Genomic DNA, 16,578 nt, shown 5'->3' on the forward strand with positions numbered 1-16,578 from the left:
ATTACAAGCTTGTTTTGAATTAAAAACAGAACATGAAAAAAAGCATTCTTTTACCGACCATCACTACAGCAATTGTATTTACTACTTATACATTTGCCGCAACCGCGCTAATTGATTTACCCAAACATAGCTTTCCGAAACAAGACAGTATTTTTCTAAAAACTCACTGGCAGCAAATGGGCGGATTTGAACAGGAAACGCCGGATCATTTAAGGCTTGGATGCTGGAGTACCGCATTTGCGCAGATTGTATATTACCACCGTTTGAAACCTTTTGGGCATGTTAGTTATACATCCAGTCACGGTTACGTGATTAACGAAGATATAGACAGTTCAAAAATTGATCTTGCAAAATTGTCTATGCAGATAGATAAAGTCACACCAACCGCCAATATCGATGCCTTAGCAAAGTATAATTACTATGCCGCATTAGCAGTCAACAAAGATTTTGGAACAGATAATTATATGCATAAGTTAGCATCATCAGGTTTGCTTGAACAGCATTACAAAATAAGAGTTAGCCGCTACATTTCATGGAATCATATTCTACCTTATTCATCGGGGAAACTGGAGCGCATTGTAATGCAAGAAATCAGTTCAAAAAGGCCATTGTTTCTGCACTTTGCCAACCTAAAGGATTTTGGGCATTCTGTGGTTATTGACGGTTATAAGCAAATTAATGATCGGTTTTTTGTTCATTTAAATCAGGGGCAAGGCGGCCCGCAAGATGGCTGGTACGATTTTGATGAAGATTTATTACATAAAGGCGACCGCAATTTAAGGGTTATTTATACAATCAGGCCAATGCCAAAATCACAGTTGCACTAACAAGAGTAAAAGACAATCGAGTCGCTTTCCTTACGAATAAAGGTTTTGTACATTTACGCTAATCAGCTACATTTGAATTATGTCAGAGACAACCTTACACATCGGAAGAAAGATCAGCAAGATACGCGAGCTTAAAGGAATCAAGCAGGAAACGTTGGCGACCCTAATGGGCGTGAGTCAGCAAGCGATTTCCAAGATCGAGCAAAGTGCGGAAGTTGAAGATTTGGCATTAAGTAAAATCGCGGACGCATTAGGAGTAACACCAGATGCAATTAAGAATTTTAGTGAAGATGGTATTGTTAATTATTTCAATACTTTCAATGACAATAGCCAAAATCATGGAGCCGTTGGTTCCCAAAATTTTAACTGTACTTTCAATCCTTTAGATCGACTGTTGGAGCTATTTGAAGAGAATAAAAAGCTTTATGAACAGCTTTTAGCAAGCGAGCGTGAGAAAGTTGAAATTCTTAAGAATAAATAATCCTTTCTTGATTGTCAAGTTATACTGCAAAGTTCAATTATTAGAAATGCATATCTGCATTTCTAAGTTTCTGCATTTACAGAAATGTTCATTTCTATAAATACACAAATCAAGTATTCTGCAATTCTACATTTGTATATAATTCGAGATAATGGTTAAATTATTTGTCGGCGGTTTCCCGCTTGACATAGACGAAATAGGTCTCGCGAAACTTTTCGCAATACATGGTTATATAGAGACAATAAAAATTGTCCGGGATAAAAAGACGCGCTTATGCAAAGGCTATGCCTTTATCGAAATGAAAGACAGCCCGGGGGCAGAATCTGCTGTTGAGTATTTGGATAATTATATAATTAGCGGCAAAGCTCTAACCGTTAAAATTAGTGAGACACTTCAAGAGGTTTCTCAACCAAAATATGTTCCGGTTCAAAAAAGATCGTTTCAAATCTCCGAAAAGGCTAACGAAGTAGTAAGAAAGAAACGGCCACGACGGGCTTAGATTTTTATAATTTTTTAAATTGGTCAACCCAGCCTGTGACCTTTCTTCTTCTTTTTCCTGCGTTTAAACTCGTTTACCTGCGCGTTATCCAAATCAGCAGCATGGTGATCAAGGCCGAGCAGATCGCTGATAAGATCGCTACGAGATAAACCCTGACAATCCACCTGCTGCCTGTCCTGCTGTTGAGCAGATAAGCGTTCCGAAAGTCCTCCTCCGTTTTCTTTAACTTGAACACGATCAATTCCGTTGCTTGATTTGTTTCCTTCAGCCTGCCTGCTGTCAGCGCGATATACATTTCCGTTTTTGACCGGTAAATATCCAGTGCTTTGCTGTACATCCTTTCTATTTCCGGCAGCAACTTCCTGATCTGCAAAAGCTCTGAGGGTTGTTCGGCTGGTTGATCGGATGTTGCCTTTTCGTTCTGTATTTGCGGATTGTCCGGCATTTCTGGTTTGCCCTGTTATACTGTACTCACCTCCGGCTCTTGTTCTAACATTTGCCTGGTGTATTGCTGTGCGATCTCTTTCTTGTTCATAACTGATATTGTTTTTGATGGCCTGCCACTTGTAAGCATTACCCAAATGGGCACCTTTAAACTGCATACCCTTATACCCGTAAGATATACCGCTTACAAATCCTGTGCTGGCCTGGTTAAATAATAAGTTCACTTGTTTTGCTTCCAGCAGTCTGATCAATTCATTAGCTGAATTAATATTCTGGTTTAAGGCTTCTTTAACGATCTCCTGAAGTTGTATCTTTACCGATGGCAAACTCGTCCGCTTCATCATTTCCCATTCATCCTTGGTCATTGCACTTTCCTTAGATTGTTTGCTCGAAATGACCTCGGTCAATCCAAACTGCTTTTCAAGGCTTCGTAATACCTGTTCGCTACGCTGGTAGTCTTTGCTGTCAGACACTACTGTTCCGTCATAGCCTATGCGGTTGACCAGTATATGCAAATGGGGATGCTCTGCATCAAAGTGCCGGAAGATTACATGCTGGTTCTGAACAAATCCCATTTTGTTCAGATATTCATTTGCAATATTGTTCATTTGTTCATCGTTCAGATCTTCAGACGGCGGAAAGTTGATCGAGGTATGGTAAAAGTATTTTTGCAGGTTGGGACGCATAACCCTGACCAAAGCTACTTCTGCCATGATAGAATGCTCGTTGCCCGATGTAAAAGTCGAATCGAGAATTTTAGCGACATCCCTATCGACCTTTTGTAGATTGTAGCGTAAAGCACTGCGGAACCCCTTTCCTTTTACCTGGTCGCCTGTCATTGCATTAATGCTTTTAACACATCCTGCAAGGTCTTCAGAAGCATTGTAAGGATGTTAAGATAAGCAGGTGACAACTTGCCTGCATGCAACTGCTTTACAGCCTGGTTCAGGTTGATACCGATCATGTGCAGTTCCCGGTAAACTGCCGCATTTAGCGGGGATAGTTTGACCATCGGGAATCTGCCGGTAAATGCTTTCTGCCTGATCCAGTTTGCGGGTGAAATGCCTGATGCTTCCGCAAAGGAATTCACCTTTTTGTTCTCTGCCTCAGTCAGCCGGATGTTCACCTGAACCACCCGCTTTTCTTCTTCTTGTAATGCTGGTCTTCCCATGAGATGTACATTTAAACGAAGTGTAAAATGGTACTGCCTCCGAATGGAGCAAGCCGTTTAAGCGTAGCGAAAACATGGCTTGCTCCATATCAAAAGGACAGAATTATTTACTGAAACTGATCCGTTTGCTTTTGACTTCTCCCCGTAAAACTTTCATGATATCCTCGTAACTGTAATAGAGGATACCGCCGATTTTGGTGAATGGGATAGTACCGTTATCCCTTAATGTCTGGAGGGTATTGTTGGAGATTTTAAGCAGGTTCTTGACCTGGTAACTCTTTAAAAACTTTCGCGGTTCTTCTGCCGATCCGCCGCTGATTAGGGCTTTAATCTGGCCAAGCAGTCGTTCGCCGAACTCTTGCAAATCTTCCCTGGTGATAATTTCTGTTGCCATAGCTTTTCAAATTTGTTAAACATTTTAATAGCAGATAAGCAAAATGTGAACTCATATTAGCTTATCCCAATGCATCCGGATAATAGAAGCCTCCCTTTGATACAAAATTGAGTGAAAGAAATTGGAATTTAATCCGATATAGTCCGAGTCGGAGTGAGAAAAACTATATTAAGTATCGGCTCCAATTTAAATATCATATATAAGAAATGTAAGTTGATTCAATTTATACGTACTTTACAAGTGCAATCTTTATCACTTTTATGAGAATTGAAAATTTTTTAAGCGATTCAATATTTGACTTACCTATTAAACAACCCCCCAAACAAGATTTTAAACAATTTCTATTTCGACAGCTTGATATATTTATTCAGAAATTAGAAGAAACACAAATTAGCGAGTCTTCATTTGACACTTTGGAGCACTACCCCATTGCACGTATCTTACAACGGCAACTCCATTTTATAGGCAAGATCAAAGAGACAGTTAATGCTTATTATAATGGTAAGCCCTCTGAAGCCTACGCTCACTTATCTGAAGGCTTAGTAAATCCTAATAAAGACTTCAACGAGGTTCTGCATTTCAAAACTTACCTACCTAAGGAAAACTTTTACCGTATACGAATACACAAAGAAAACTATCCGATACCAGTTAACAGTTTTTTTCATATTCCATTCGAAAAAAGAGGATTAGTTAAAACACAACGTTTTAGTATTCCAGGATTCCCTTCTTTATATATTGGTTCATCTTTATATGTCTGCTGGGAGGAGATGAATCGGCCTAATATCAACGATTTTCAGGCCGTCCGTTTGAGCCTTACAAGTTCCTTGAAAGTATTAGATCTATCTCCACCACCAAATGTAAACACTATTTCTTCCGAAAGACGCTATCACTACTTAATGATATGGCCGCTTGTAATGGCCTGCTCTGTTCAAATTCGTAACCATAAGGATACTTTTAAGCCAGAATATATAGTTCCTCAGTTGTTGCTGCAATGGGTGAGGGAAAAAGAAGACATAGATGGTATAGCTTACCAAACGACACATATAGATTTCAGAAATAATATATCTAAAGGTGACTTTTTCAACCTTGTTTTGCCTGTCAAGGATAACAGGGCAAGGGGGTTATGCAGCCATTTAAAATCAAAATTTGTTATGACTAACGCTACTTCGATTCAACTAAGCCAATGTAGTAACAGTGGGCGTCATTATACACTTCTTCAAAGTGAACTGGAATCGCTTAATGCACGAGCGCACAAAATTGAAGTAATACCAGGAAAATCTAGCTTTTATGGGTTATCAGTTCTTGGGGAACTTGAAAGGACTTTAAACTATTCAGAAGAACAACCGATTGGCATAGAGCAGGATGAATTAGCGGATTGACCGTTGATTCAATACAACATAAAACACGTGTCAAGATTTTTATTGTATGATGATTAGAATACAATTAGATGGAAAATATTTACAATGATCCCATTATCTCGATTTTTTGGGATAAGGTGACTAACTGGATGGCTTTTCTTCAGCAAAATCCATATTGGCGCAAGTTTAACAAAGAGAAAATTAGTTACACACTCATATACGACGAGCATGTTAATGAAGATGGTATTCATGAGTTTGAATTCGATGAACAAACAAAGAAAGAGCATGAGTTTTTAATGTGTTATGTCGAACTTATTTCATGTCTGAACGCCCTTGTAGAGTGCGAATATTATTTTCGTCGCTATCCGTTTAATGGGTTGCCCGTACGTCATGCTGACTACTTGACGCGTAATTGCGAAGTGTTTTTTAACAAAATATATGAATTTAGGGAACGCATTAAAAATCTGGGTGCTGCATATAAAGCGGTTTCTCCAAACCATTATATGGATACTGGTCGACTCATCAAGCATTACGATAACAGCTTTAGTTACGAATTAAAGGAAAGGAATTTGTTAAATCATCACAGCCGTTTTAGTGATATAGCGCTAAACAAGTTGGGGATAATAAAGATACTTGAGGAAGAAGACACTAAGTTGGCATTTTTAGAAAGCTCTAATGTGGAATATCGCCGCATTTGTAGATTGTGGGTTAAAAAAGTACAAACTAGAAGTGAGGTCGTAAAAAAATACCTAGTTGCAATTACAGAACATCTAACAAGGTATTGTGGATTTTTGAATGCTGTTAAATAATGCATATCAAATTTTCAACTATAATAAGGTAATTCGCACACATTAGGTGTTGCTTTTCTACATACGAAATATTGTTAATTTTGACATTGACTAATGATTATTTTTAACCATAAAACAAGCTTAAACTCACTCGAAGACGCATATGAAAAACTCGGAGCCGATAACTCGGTTGACATCAAGATTTCTAAATCGTTTTCAAATGATGATTTCGGCTTAACACCTGCAATTATCCAATTTTTCGCGACATGGTATCATAGTAACTCTGGAAAGATCATTTTTGATATAAAAACGGAAGACGTTTCTAATGTTAATTCAGAGTTGTCAGACAAATACTTATCAGATTTTTATCGTCTTGATTTTCTTTTTACCTGCGTGGTATATTGTTGGATTAGGCCGATTGAAGATATAGAAGGACGGAATATAAAACCGTTGTTGCGGTTACAGAACGAAAGTCATCACCGCAAAATGAGACGGCAACAAATCAACGGGTTTCAAGCAATTTTAGCATGCTTTGACCATCTCGGCAATCAAAAGGGTCTTTTAAATGCCTTCTACACAGATGATGAATTTATTGATAATGAAATTGACTTTGATAGAGCGATCGACAAGTCTTTAAGGCAAGTCACATCTTTGAATGTTCAACTTCAACTATCAAATTTTGCTCCCGTGAGACAGGATGTAATCGATGTTATTTTTGAGCTCGTAAAAAACACAAATGATTGGGCAAGAGCAGATATCAATGAGCGACCATTGACCCCAAATAGTCGAGGATTATACCTTAAAACCCATCGTCGTACTAAGGCCAGTTTTCTAGATATCTACCATGAATATGCGGGATTAAATGGTTTTTTCACCTCAAACTATTTTGAAACAAACTCAAATAACGAATTATATTTTTTAGAAATATCTGTGTTTGACACTGGCGTTGGTTACGTTAATCGCTTCACTAAAAGACCCACTAATGACTTTTCAACGGAAGAGCAAGTCGAGGTTATAAAAGAGTGTATGTTGGTCAATAATACATCAGCAACCGGATTAACCGGGAAGTCAAAAGGTAAAGGCTTAGATCGGATCATGAGAACACTGAACGATAAGGGTTTCTTCTGGCTAAGAACAGGTAATGTTTCTGTTTTCAGAAATCTCATTCAAAATCATTACAAACCCGATGGACTGGTGACTGATATTCAGCTCTATGATTGGCGGGAAAATTCTAATGATCGGTTCACTCCTCTCTTCTTGGTCAAAGGAACCGTTGCAACTCTTATATTTCCTTTAATGAGGAGGAGCAATGTCTGAATTTTATATCTATTCCTCGAAATATAATACTTTGAATGATTATGCTGAACTAGTCCCAAGATCTGTAACATTTATTTTTTCTCCCAATAATACACTTTCAGAGAAAAGCGCGCAAACAGAAATTAAAGAGTTTTATCAAACAAATTATCAAACCGACGAGATTATTATTATCGGTGGTACTTATCAGCAAAAACAACTCGAAGAAACCTTCATTATAAATCAACTTAGCACTTTCAAAAATGTTCCTAAGTTAAAAGCCGATCATCTTGCTGAACATGTTCACGTCATGATTTTTAACAAAGACGGTCAACTAACTTGCTGTAACAGAAAAAAATCTATTGATAATGAAACATTAAATAAGTTATTAAATATAGGTATTGTACTCATCTTTAAAAATAGAGGTGGACTAATTGAAGCAAAGGGTGATGCTCATCATTTTATATTTCCATCTGGAAAACACTGTGATAAGTTTCTCCGGACAGGCAATGTTTTGATGAATACTGCTGAAATCTATTTCATTGCATTTAGGCTTCTAGGATACTTTAACGAAAACAAGCACAAAAAGATCTTTTGTGATACCTCGTCAATTAACACACTAGCATTTGCATTAGCAGAATTGAAAAGCCGATTTGTTAAAAAACTACCTTTCATTCCAATTGAAAGTTTTTCATCCTATGAGGGTTTATTTTCAAAAAAAGTTCGGTTTTTTAATGATTCATTAATTTTGATATCGTCTTCTACTTCAGGTAATATTATTGAACGTATCCTCGAGCATGATGAGTCCGTAGATTCACGAAATATTATCATTATATATTTTTTAGGATCCTCAAAAGAATTTAAAAAGAAAGAACATAACATCTTGAGTAATTTAACTCTCTCGGAAAATAATCCCGTTGGATTTGAATTATATGATACGTATACAGGCAAAGAATGCAGCTTCTGCGCTAAAGGTTCATTTCCCGTCGAAGTTAAAGGTGATGTATTTTTGCTCGAAAAACCAAAGGTTAATAAGCTCACAATTCGTGTTACTGATGCGCCTAAACGCTTAGCTGATTTTGTCCAACAATTTATGGCATCGATGCGCTTTAAAGAGCTTGTTTTTAAGGTCAATTATAAAGAAACGTACGAAGCGAATAGGAAGTACGAGATTTACTTCGACATCTATCAAGTATTAAATGAAATTGAAAATCCACGTTACAAAAAGTATCGTCTTAAGCTTTATGATTTCATCAATCAATTCATCCCAAGTAACGCAAAATTTCTAATCGCCTTACCGGACGAGGGATCTAAAAAGCTGGCGGCAATGATATTGAACCACCTTAAACTCAATTATATCGTTGGTCAGGAACCGAAAATTGTTGATTTCGATAATGTTGCCGAAGTTATAGTTGATGAGAAAGTTGAAGGTGCAGCCGTAATCATAGCTTCATGCATTTCTAATGGTAAAAACCTACTTTATCTTAGCCGTGCTTTTCGTAATTACGAACGCCTAAAGCTCATTTACTTTATTGGCCTAACGCGGACTCATAATCAAGAGGATCTAGATTTTCTTAAGAGTAACCTACGTCAAGGAAACTATGGTAAGGAAACCCATTCTTTTGTAGAAGTGGAAAGTTTCTTCTGCAATCGTGATGTGAAAGGAACCAACTGGCTGAATGAAAAAGAATTTATTCAATCTCAATTATTACCATTAGCCAACGCTATGGAATATGAGAACGCAAAGCATTTTTTGGAAGAACGTGTCGAAATTATTAATGACAGTCAAAGCAAATTGAACAAGGGGCTTGCAAATGAACTTTTCTACCCAAGTACTGACACTGAACAGCTAGAGTTGAGAAAGGGTTTTGCGTTCATCAATTTCGGTACGAAATTCGAAGACCTAAGCCAAGCTGATGTTTACTTTACAATTTCCGCGATACTGAACCAGTTGAGAAATGCCAAGGAGCAAGGTCATTGTTTACGTCAATCAGAGTATGTGAGAAATCTCATTGATCCTGGCAACTTCAATAGGTTTAATGATGGTATTATTCAAGCAAGCATTTTACGTGGTGCGCGGACAACCGAGCTTGCTTACCGGATCGATGATGACGCTAGTTTGAATATGAAATTAATTTTAGAAAAGATTATTTCAGAACATCATACGCCACAAGGCGAAGGATTGATAGAATTCTTATATGCGATTGCCACCCAAAAATTGACTCTAAAGCAAGAACACCTCGAACAACTAAGCCACCAGATTGATCAAATACACAATAACGAGCTGGTTTTGTTATTCAACAAATATATTAAAAACGAAATCATTAAAGAAAAGCCGACTTTACAACAAAAAATAACAGATCTCGAAAACCAAAATCAGGAACTCTTTGAGAAGATAGCGTTATTAGAGGCAAAAATTCTAAGGTAATTTGCAAATATTGGCTTCAAATAGGCATAGTCTCAAACTCTTTTGTGCCTTCGCATTATTGATTTGGAAAGTAATCTTCATTAAATTGAGCTCCGGACAATATTAGACTGTTGGGAGTGGCTTTAACTTATATTTATGCTCAAATGGGAAGTATCTAACCCAGAACCGAAGTCTTAGGCTATTTATACTAAGAGGAATGGTTTGGATTTTCACTACAATTGACCTATGTTAAAAGGAGAATTTATCAATTAAAGCGAAATTGATTACTCAACTGAACAATGCGTGAATCCTAACAGAAAACCGTTACCTGATACGGGTGCTGACACTATGGGTTCAATGTTTTAATCAAATAAATTTCCTGCTTACTTAATTTATAAAGGCTAAAAATTAGATCATTTATAAAATCTTCAGTGTTTTTTATACTGGTTTGGATATCCTGATAAATAAGAACATTCTCATTAAATAAGTCCATCCATTCAAATTCTTCCTTTTTTGAAAGTAGATCGAGACCAGTAGCTCTCAATGTTTTGTTCAATTCATCAACAAATTGTGGAAAGGAACAGTCTTGCCAAGCTTTAAGTTTTGATAGTTCAGCACTAACGAACTTACTTGAGAGGTAGGAATAAAATTTATGGGTAATAGCCTCTGATTTTTTGGACAGTTCAATTAATATTTTGCACTTTTCAATGATTTTGAAATAGTGACTTTTTTCATTACTTAATTCAGATTTATCTAGATATAATGGTAGATCGGCGATTTTTTCTGTGCTTAATTGGTTGAACTGGCCTTGCACGATGTAATACTGAAGCAAGCTACTGTTTAAAATCGCATTGACATACATAGTTAACTCTATAGAATTTGTCTTTGTTTCTTTAATCTTATCTATAATGGCAGAATTTGGAAAAATGAAATTTTGTCCTCCAGACCCTCCTCCAGAAGAGTAAAAAGACTGATCGGAAAACGTAAATACGTCCATATTTTTCGTATTAACGACGATTTTTGATGACTCGAACGGTACATTGCGCCTTTCATACAAAGGGAGATACCATTTTTTCTGACGCATAATTTTTTGAACTGCTCCAGCGGAACTATAATTTTGTTTAATTTCATCGGTGGAGAAGCCTAAAAATTCTTTAAGCGTGATTACTTTGTTTTCGTTTATGGTAGATCTGTTTAATAAAATTTTATCGAACTGCAAAAGATAGTCCTTGATTTTTTCGGTTAGATTGTGTTGACCAACATATATAACAAACGTATCTGTGTTATGGATGAACCACTTTTTTAAGTGTTCCGGTTTATAGTAGAGCTTAATAAAATTTTTATCTTCTTCATCTAATAAAATCCAGTCGTTGTTTATTTTTAAGAAAACATCACCTTTCTGCCACTTGATATCTTTGTTTTTGTTTAATATGAAGATGCCTCTACCTAGATAATCTTCGCTTATTAATTTTGAAATGACATGTTTATTTGTCACCTTGTCTGCACCCGTCACTAGACCTTGAGAAATATCAAATACTTCTCCTAAAGGAACAATAAAGTTAGAATAGCTAATTTCAAATGAATTGAAATTCCAAGGTTTATATGTATCAGATTTTAATTTTTGCACGTCATAATTCAAATGATTTAGCTTGTCGAAAAGAACATTTTGAAGGGTCTCATAGTTATTGAGAGCTTTGAATCGGAATGTATATTGACTCACCTTCTCTTTCTTCTGAGTTAGAATTAAACTCGTTGTTCCCACATCATCAAATACTTTAAGGTTATTGAAATCTACAATTTCGACAATCTTTGACTCCTCTAACACTTCTTTTCTTACGTTGTTAGCCCAATCAGCATTAGTAAATTCTCTTGGAACAATTAAACTCTGAACTCCACCATCTTTTAAAAGGTCAATCCCGTGTTTTATAAAAAAGTAATATGTGTTTGATCTACGTCTATAGTAACCATTCCATTTCGGAACTTTTTTGAGGTCTTCAAAAATGTTTGAATGACCTTTTTCTCCAACATAAGGAGGATTTCCAATTATGACATCAAATCCTCCTCGTTCAAAAATATGAGGAAACTCTTTTAACCAATCAAATGCATTTTTACCAGCAATATTTGCATCACTAATTAATGAATTACCACATTTGATATTGTTATTTAGATCATTTAATTTCCTGTTAGTCTTAGCTGTTCGTAACCATAAAGACAGTTTTGCAATCTCAACGCTCTCTTCATTTAAGTCAACTCCAAAAAGATTATTCTCAAGAATGCTCTTCTCAACATCACTGAGCAAAAGAGTATCGCTAAACAGCTTCGCTTGCAATTCGTCGATATAACGATGCTCGTTGATCAAATAGTCTAGCGCTTGATTTAGAAATGCACCTGAACCACATGATGGGTCGCAGATTGTTAATTGTAAAAGCCATTTTCTATATTCAGTCAGATTATCAACTAGACTCTGAATCGTCCTTTTTTGCCGCCTTCGATCTAATGTATAATCTTCCTCAATTATCTTTTGATATACCTTTCTTTCTAAGCACAGCTTCCCAATTGTGTTATCTACGATGTATTTTGTGATATACTTTGGAGTATAAAAAACACCATCCTTTTTTTGCTTGGTATTAGATTTATCAAATTCGAGGCCTTCGAGTTTCGCCTTTATTTCATCAAGTTCATTAAGTGAGTTTTCAAAAATATGACCTAAAATATTTACATCAACTTCACTTTGAAAATTATATTCGGATAAAGTAAACGTATGTCTGTAAAGAAGCTCGTCATCGATATTAACAATATCAAGAATTTCATCTGGTTTGAAAAGGCCCCCATTATAGGCAAAAACATCATATCGTTTACCTTTAAAGCCTAAATTAAGGTAATTAAAGTACTTCTTAAATCGATCATATAGCCTGACGTCTTCATCACGATCCTGCAAGTCCCTCCAATCATTTAAAATAAGTCTAACAGAATTTGGTGGTAGTAACTGCCGATCTTCAGCAAAAAAAAGGAACAAAAATCTATCTAGCAGTTTTTGTGATTTTTTGAATAGCAGCAGTGGCTCAAGACTGGAATTTTTCAGCACTAAACTTTGGTATAATTCTCTTTTAAACAAAGAATAGTCAAAGTATAACTTCTTTGTAATCTCTTTCTCTTTGCTTACAGATTCCTCTTTAATTATTTTTGGTAAATTCTTAAATATGTTATCATAACTTAAGCATAAGTATAATAGAGCGAAATCTTCTTCTGTAAGCGTAAATAAATTAAACTCCAGATATTCAGTTGCGTTTTCTATATAAAAACGAAGCTTTTCAAAATTCGAGGTAATAATATATACGCATTCAGGCTGATTGTTTTTATAACCAAATGCTTGTGTTTCGACTTTAGTTAAATCTGTAGTATTTATCCCTTTAAGTTCTATAACTGCTGTAACTTTCCCATTTATAATAATTGCTCCATCCGCTTTTCGACTGTCTTTAGCATTTTTATATTCAGTAGTTAAATTAAAATAAGGAGCTGGATTCTTTGTATAGCCGAAAATATTTACAAACAAATCAATGAGAAACTCACCCTGATATTGCTCTTCCTTGCTTCTACGGATGTTTTCCTGAATTATTGCATTTTGAAAATGTCTTCTAAATAACTGCCATTTTATCGATATGGCGGTTCTATCTTGGCTGTTTAGATATTTATTTTGTACGGATTTTTGGAAAAAAGTATTGCTCATACCTATTTGTGGGTCGAATCGAAAGTACAAACTACATATAAATGCACAAACTTATCATCTTACAAAAAATCTTTATGAATTTCTTATAAAAGTTGGCAAATTAATTAATCCAATTCTGTTGTATAAAATTCACTATAATAGTGGTCTATATCGAATTGTCCTGTTAACCGCTTAGGGACACAAACAGAACGATCTGTCCTTAGTACACTGATATTTTAAGTTAATCACTGCAAACAACGTTATTAAGACAGTATATAACCCTAATATCTGTATTTGACAAATGAAGAACATACAACATATACTTATAATATGAAATAGAACTCGTATATTTAATTACCGATTGAGATTATTCAATTTGATTTGAGAGGGTCTTTCAAGAGACCCATTTTTCAAAAAGCTTCAATATATAGCTCAGAGTGCGATATTAAAGAGGATTACAAATCCCTCTCTCTCCGCTGATTTCAATATCAAAACATACAAAAGCCCGTAAATCTCATGATTACGGGCTTTTCTTTTGTTATCAGATGTACAAAATGTTCACCAAAACCCATTATTCTGGTGAGTGATTCGGTGAGTCAGCGATCAAAAAAAGCTGACTCACCAGAATCGCATCAAAATGCTGATTATCAACATGTTCAATCAATGAACATCTTGTCTACAAGTAGCTGCAAACTTAATTTTGTTTCACTTTTAATGTATTAAACATTATGAAAACTACGTTCAGTTTGCTTTTTTATTTAAAGAAGCCAAAAAATTATGAAGACGGGCCTGTACCCGTTTATTTAAGGATTACGGTAGCCGGTAAAAGATCGGAAACCGCATCAGGCCGCGAATGCCTGCCCTCACTATGGAATGCGCCAAGGGCAGGATGAAAGGTAACAAAGAAGAAGTTAGATCATTTAATGCCTATCTCGACAACCTGCAATATCAAGTTTACGAGACTCACCGCGTTATGACGGACGCGCGCAAGGTGATTACAGCAGAAACCCTTAAAAATTCTTTGCTCGGAAAAGGTGACAAACCGCTAATGTTATTGAACATTTTTAAAGACCATAATAGGAAGGTTGCAGCACTGATTGGTGACGAGTATGCTTCGGGTACTTTAACGCGTTACGAGACATCTTTGAAGCATACACGGAACTTTTTAGAATGGAAATATCAGGTCCCTGATATAGACATCAAGGAGATAGACCATGATTTTATCACTAGTTATGAATTCTACCTGCGATCCGAGCGGAAATGTGCGAATAACTCTGCTGTAAAGTACATTAAGAATTTTAAAAAAATTATCAGGATTTGTTTAGCAAGCGGCTGGTTAACTCGCGATCCTTTTTTGAATTATAAGGCAAAAGTAAAACAGGTAGACAGAACTTTTCTGAATCAGGAAGAAATTCAATTATTAGCGGATTATACATTTGTTACCGATCGTTTAAACCAGGTCAGGGACACATTTTTATTTTGCTGTTTTACGGGACTTGCTTATGCAGATGTTCACAAACTCAAGAAATCTGAAATCGTCAAAGGCTTAGACGGGGAAATGTGGATTTACACAAAAAGAAAAAAGACCGATACACCAAGCCGCATACCTCTGCTCCCATCGGCTTTAATTATTTTAAACCGTTATGAAGATCACCCTTTTTGCGAAAGCCAAGGAAAAGCATTGCCTGTCTCATCTAATCAAAAGATGAATGCATACCTAAAAGAAATAGCAGGCGTTGCGGGTATCAATAAACCATTGACCTTTCATATAGCCAGGCACACCTTTGCAACTACTGTAACGCTATCAAATGGTGTTCCAATTGAAAGCGTCAGTAAAATGTTAGGGCATACGAACATTAAGACTACCCAGCATTACGCAAAAATACTTGATCTGAAAGTTGGAAACGATATGGCTGCTTTAAAAGCAAAATATGCCGGATAAATCAATTTAATCAGGTTGCTATTCGCAACTTAATTTCCGTAATCATTTAAGCTACTATTATGAGCGATTTAATAATCAACGAAAATCTTCTTGCAAGCAAGATCTATTATATAAGAAAACAAAAAGTCATGTTGGACAGGGATCTTGCCACACTGTATGGTGTCGAAACCAAAGTTTTAAAGCAATCTGTTAAGCGACACGCTAAAAGATTCCCAGTAGATTTTATGTTCGAAATGAGTAGCGATGAATTCAAAAATTGGAGGTCACAATTTGTGACCTCCAATTCTGATCTAATGGGGTTGCGCTATGCACCCTACTGTTTTACAGAACAAGGCGTCGCAATGCTATCCAGCATTTTAAATAGCGAGACAGCAATAGAAATAAATATTCAGATAATTCGCCTTTTTACCAAACTGCGTCAGTTGTTAAATGACGAAACTGATTTGAAAATTGATGTTGAGCAGATTAAAAGGAAACTGGAGTACCACGATAAAAATATCGAGCTTGTATTTAAGTATCTTGATGAACTTATCGAAAAAAGAAACGTTAATCAACCCAGAAAGACAATAGGCTATAAATCTGATGAATTATAAATAACGATAAGGGAGGAAAAATGAACCCAGTCCCAAAATTGCTGAATATCAACTAAATACAAAATTCAATTTTACTAATACACGAATTACTCCCTAAGAAATTGTACCTGTTAATCGTATTACGAATTTAAGTATCTAAAGACCAATATTATTGACTCCTAAGTTAGATTTTATTTATTAAACGTTCTATCACCAGCATTAGTGGTTCAAGATCGAACGGCTTTGAAATAAAGTAATCGCAGCCATAACTTCCATTTTTAATACCCTTGTCCGAGTGTGCTGAAAATATAATTACAGGTATCATGGCATATTCTGATAACGACTTTAGTTTGCTGCAAATTTCACCCCCGTTAAAGCCAGGCAACAGATAGTCCAATAAAATTAGATCTGGCTTGTGAGCTCGAATAACATTTTCGATATCATTTCCATGATTAAATCCAATTGACTTATACCCCTCAAACCTGAAAAGTTCATGCAATACATATAGCAGATCAAAATCATCATCAATTATAAGTATCTGTTTTTTCATAGGCGTCTCTTTAAGCACAATTTTAGGCGAAACAACATTTGATAAATCAGTTTTTAAGTATCTATTGGCGTATTATACTCTATAGGTATTTTAGATAAAAAGTTACCCATAAGATACTCTCTGATAATAATAGTGGTCAAAAATAA

15 protein-coding genes are annotated in these 16,578 nt (G+C 35.8%); 10 read left to right on the forward strand and 5 right to left on the reverse strand.

Features of this window, described 5'->3' with window-relative positions:
• Window positions 1-32 precede the first annotated feature (32 nt).
• The 3 genes from GO620_RS07080 (at window position 33) to GO620_RS07090 (ending at window position 1,807) form a co-directional block, all read left to right on the forward strand.
• Window positions 33-827: a C10 family peptidase gene (locus tag GO620_RS07080; protein ID WP_157523778.1), complete on the forward strand. Its 795-nt coding sequence runs from the start codon at window positions 33-35 to the stop codon at window positions 825-827.
• 79 nt (window positions 828-906) lie between these two features.
• On the forward strand, window positions 907-1,308 hold the full coding sequence (locus GO620_RS07085) for a helix-turn-helix domain-containing protein (protein WP_157523779.1): 402 nt from the start codon (window positions 907-909) through the stop codon (window positions 1,306-1,308).
• Between the two features lie 151 nt (window positions 1,309-1,459).
• On the forward strand, window positions 1,460-1,807 hold the full coding sequence (locus GO620_RS07090; RefSeq protein ID WP_157523780.1) for an RNA recognition motif domain-containing protein: 348 nt from the start codon (window positions 1,460-1,462) through the stop codon (window positions 1,805-1,807).
• A 23-nt stretch (window positions 1,808-1,830) separates the two neighbouring features.
• Here the strand turns inward: GO620_RS07090 and GO620_RS07095 are convergent, their stop codons facing one another.
• The 3 genes from GO620_RS07095 to GO620_RS07105 form a co-directional block, all read right to left on the reverse strand.
• Window positions 1,831-3,090, reverse strand: a complete 1,260-nt coding sequence (locus tag GO620_RS07095) for a relaxase/mobilization nuclease domain-containing protein (protein WP_157523781.1) — start codon at window positions 3,088-3,090, stop codon at window positions 1,831-1,833.
• On the reverse strand, window positions 3,087-3,422 hold the full coding sequence (locus GO620_RS07100) for a plasmid mobilization protein (protein ID WP_157523782.1): 336 nt from the start codon (window positions 3,420-3,422) through the stop codon (window positions 3,087-3,089). The genes GO620_RS07095 and GO620_RS07100 overlap by 4 nt, the downstream gene beginning before the upstream one ends.
• Window positions 3,423-3,525: 103 nt before the next feature.
• The gene (locus tag GO620_RS07105) at window positions 3,526-3,816 is read right to left on the reverse strand and encodes a helix-turn-helix domain-containing protein (RefSeq protein WP_157523783.1); all 291 of its coding nucleotides are present in this window, start codon (window positions 3,814-3,816) and stop codon (window positions 3,526-3,528) included.
• A gap of 260 nt (window positions 3,817-4,076) precedes the next feature.
• Here GO620_RS07105 and GO620_RS07110 point away from each other — a divergent pair, with 260 nt between their 5' ends.
• The 4 genes from GO620_RS07110 to GO620_RS07125 all read left to right on the forward strand — a co-directional run bounded on the left by GO620_RS07110 (window position 4,077) and on the right by GO620_RS07125 (window position 9,683).
• Window positions 4,077-5,195, forward strand: coding sequence for an RES domain-containing protein (locus GO620_RS07110; RefSeq protein ID WP_157523784.1), 1,119 nt, complete (start codon window positions 4,077-4,079; stop codon window positions 5,193-5,195).
• 68 nt (window positions 5,196-5,263) lie between these two features.
• Window positions 5,264-5,983, forward strand: coding sequence for a hypothetical protein (locus tag GO620_RS07115; RefSeq protein WP_157523785.1), 720 nt, complete (start codon window positions 5,264-5,266; stop codon window positions 5,981-5,983).
• A 93-nt stretch (window positions 5,984-6,076) separates the two neighbouring features.
• Window positions 6,077-7,279, forward strand: a complete 1,203-nt coding sequence (locus GO620_RS07120) for a hypothetical protein (RefSeq protein WP_157523786.1) — start codon at window positions 6,077-6,079, stop codon at window positions 7,277-7,279.
• Entirely contained in the window at window positions 7,272-9,683 is a 2,412-nt protein-coding gene (locus tag GO620_RS07125) for a hypothetical protein (RefSeq protein ID WP_157523787.1), read from the forward strand. The genes GO620_RS07120 and GO620_RS07125 overlap by 8 nt, the downstream gene beginning before the upstream one ends.
• A 325-nt stretch (window positions 9,684-10,008) precedes the next feature.
• On the opposite strand, the gene GO620_RS07130 is transcribed toward GO620_RS07125, so the two are convergent.
• On the reverse strand, window positions 10,009-13,389 hold the full coding sequence (locus tag GO620_RS07130) for an HsdM family class I SAM-dependent methyltransferase (RefSeq protein ID WP_157523788.1): 3,381 nt from the start codon (window positions 13,387-13,389) through the stop codon (window positions 10,009-10,011).
• Between the two features lie 707 nt (window positions 13,390-14,096).
• Between GO620_RS07130 and GO620_RS17365 the strand changes: the two genes are divergently transcribed.
• From GO620_RS17365 to GO620_RS07140, 3 genes are read left to right on the forward strand one after another with little or no spacing between them, the layout of a single operon-like run.
• Complete coding sequence (locus GO620_RS17365) at window positions 14,097-14,261, forward strand: Arm DNA-binding domain-containing protein (RefSeq protein WP_317198316.1); 165 nt, start codon at window positions 14,097-14,099, stop codon at window positions 14,259-14,261.
• On the forward strand, window positions 14,258-15,310 hold the full coding sequence (locus GO620_RS07135) for a site-specific integrase (protein ID WP_317198317.1): 1,053 nt from the start codon (window positions 14,258-14,260) through the stop codon (window positions 15,308-15,310). The genes GO620_RS17365 and GO620_RS07135 overlap by 4 nt, the downstream gene beginning before the upstream one ends.
• Window positions 15,311-15,369: 59 nt before the next feature.
• Window positions 15,370-15,903, forward strand: a complete 534-nt coding sequence (locus tag GO620_RS07140; protein WP_157523789.1) for an ORF6N domain-containing protein — start codon at window positions 15,370-15,372, stop codon at window positions 15,901-15,903.
• A 163-nt stretch (window positions 15,904-16,066) separates the two neighbouring features.
• Here GO620_RS07140 and GO620_RS07145 read toward each other — a convergent pair whose 3' ends face one another.
• Complete coding sequence (locus GO620_RS07145) at window positions 16,067-16,432, reverse strand: response regulator (protein ID WP_157523790.1); 366 nt, start codon at window positions 16,430-16,432, stop codon at window positions 16,067-16,069.
• Between the last annotated feature and the right edge of the window lie 146 nt (window positions 16,433-16,578).

This window comes from Mucilaginibacter ginkgonis (genome assembly GCF_009754905.2).
In the GTDB taxonomy this organism is placed as follows: Bacteria; Bacteroidota; Bacteroidia; order Sphingobacteriales; family Sphingobacteriaceae; genus Mucilaginibacter; species Mucilaginibacter ginkgonis.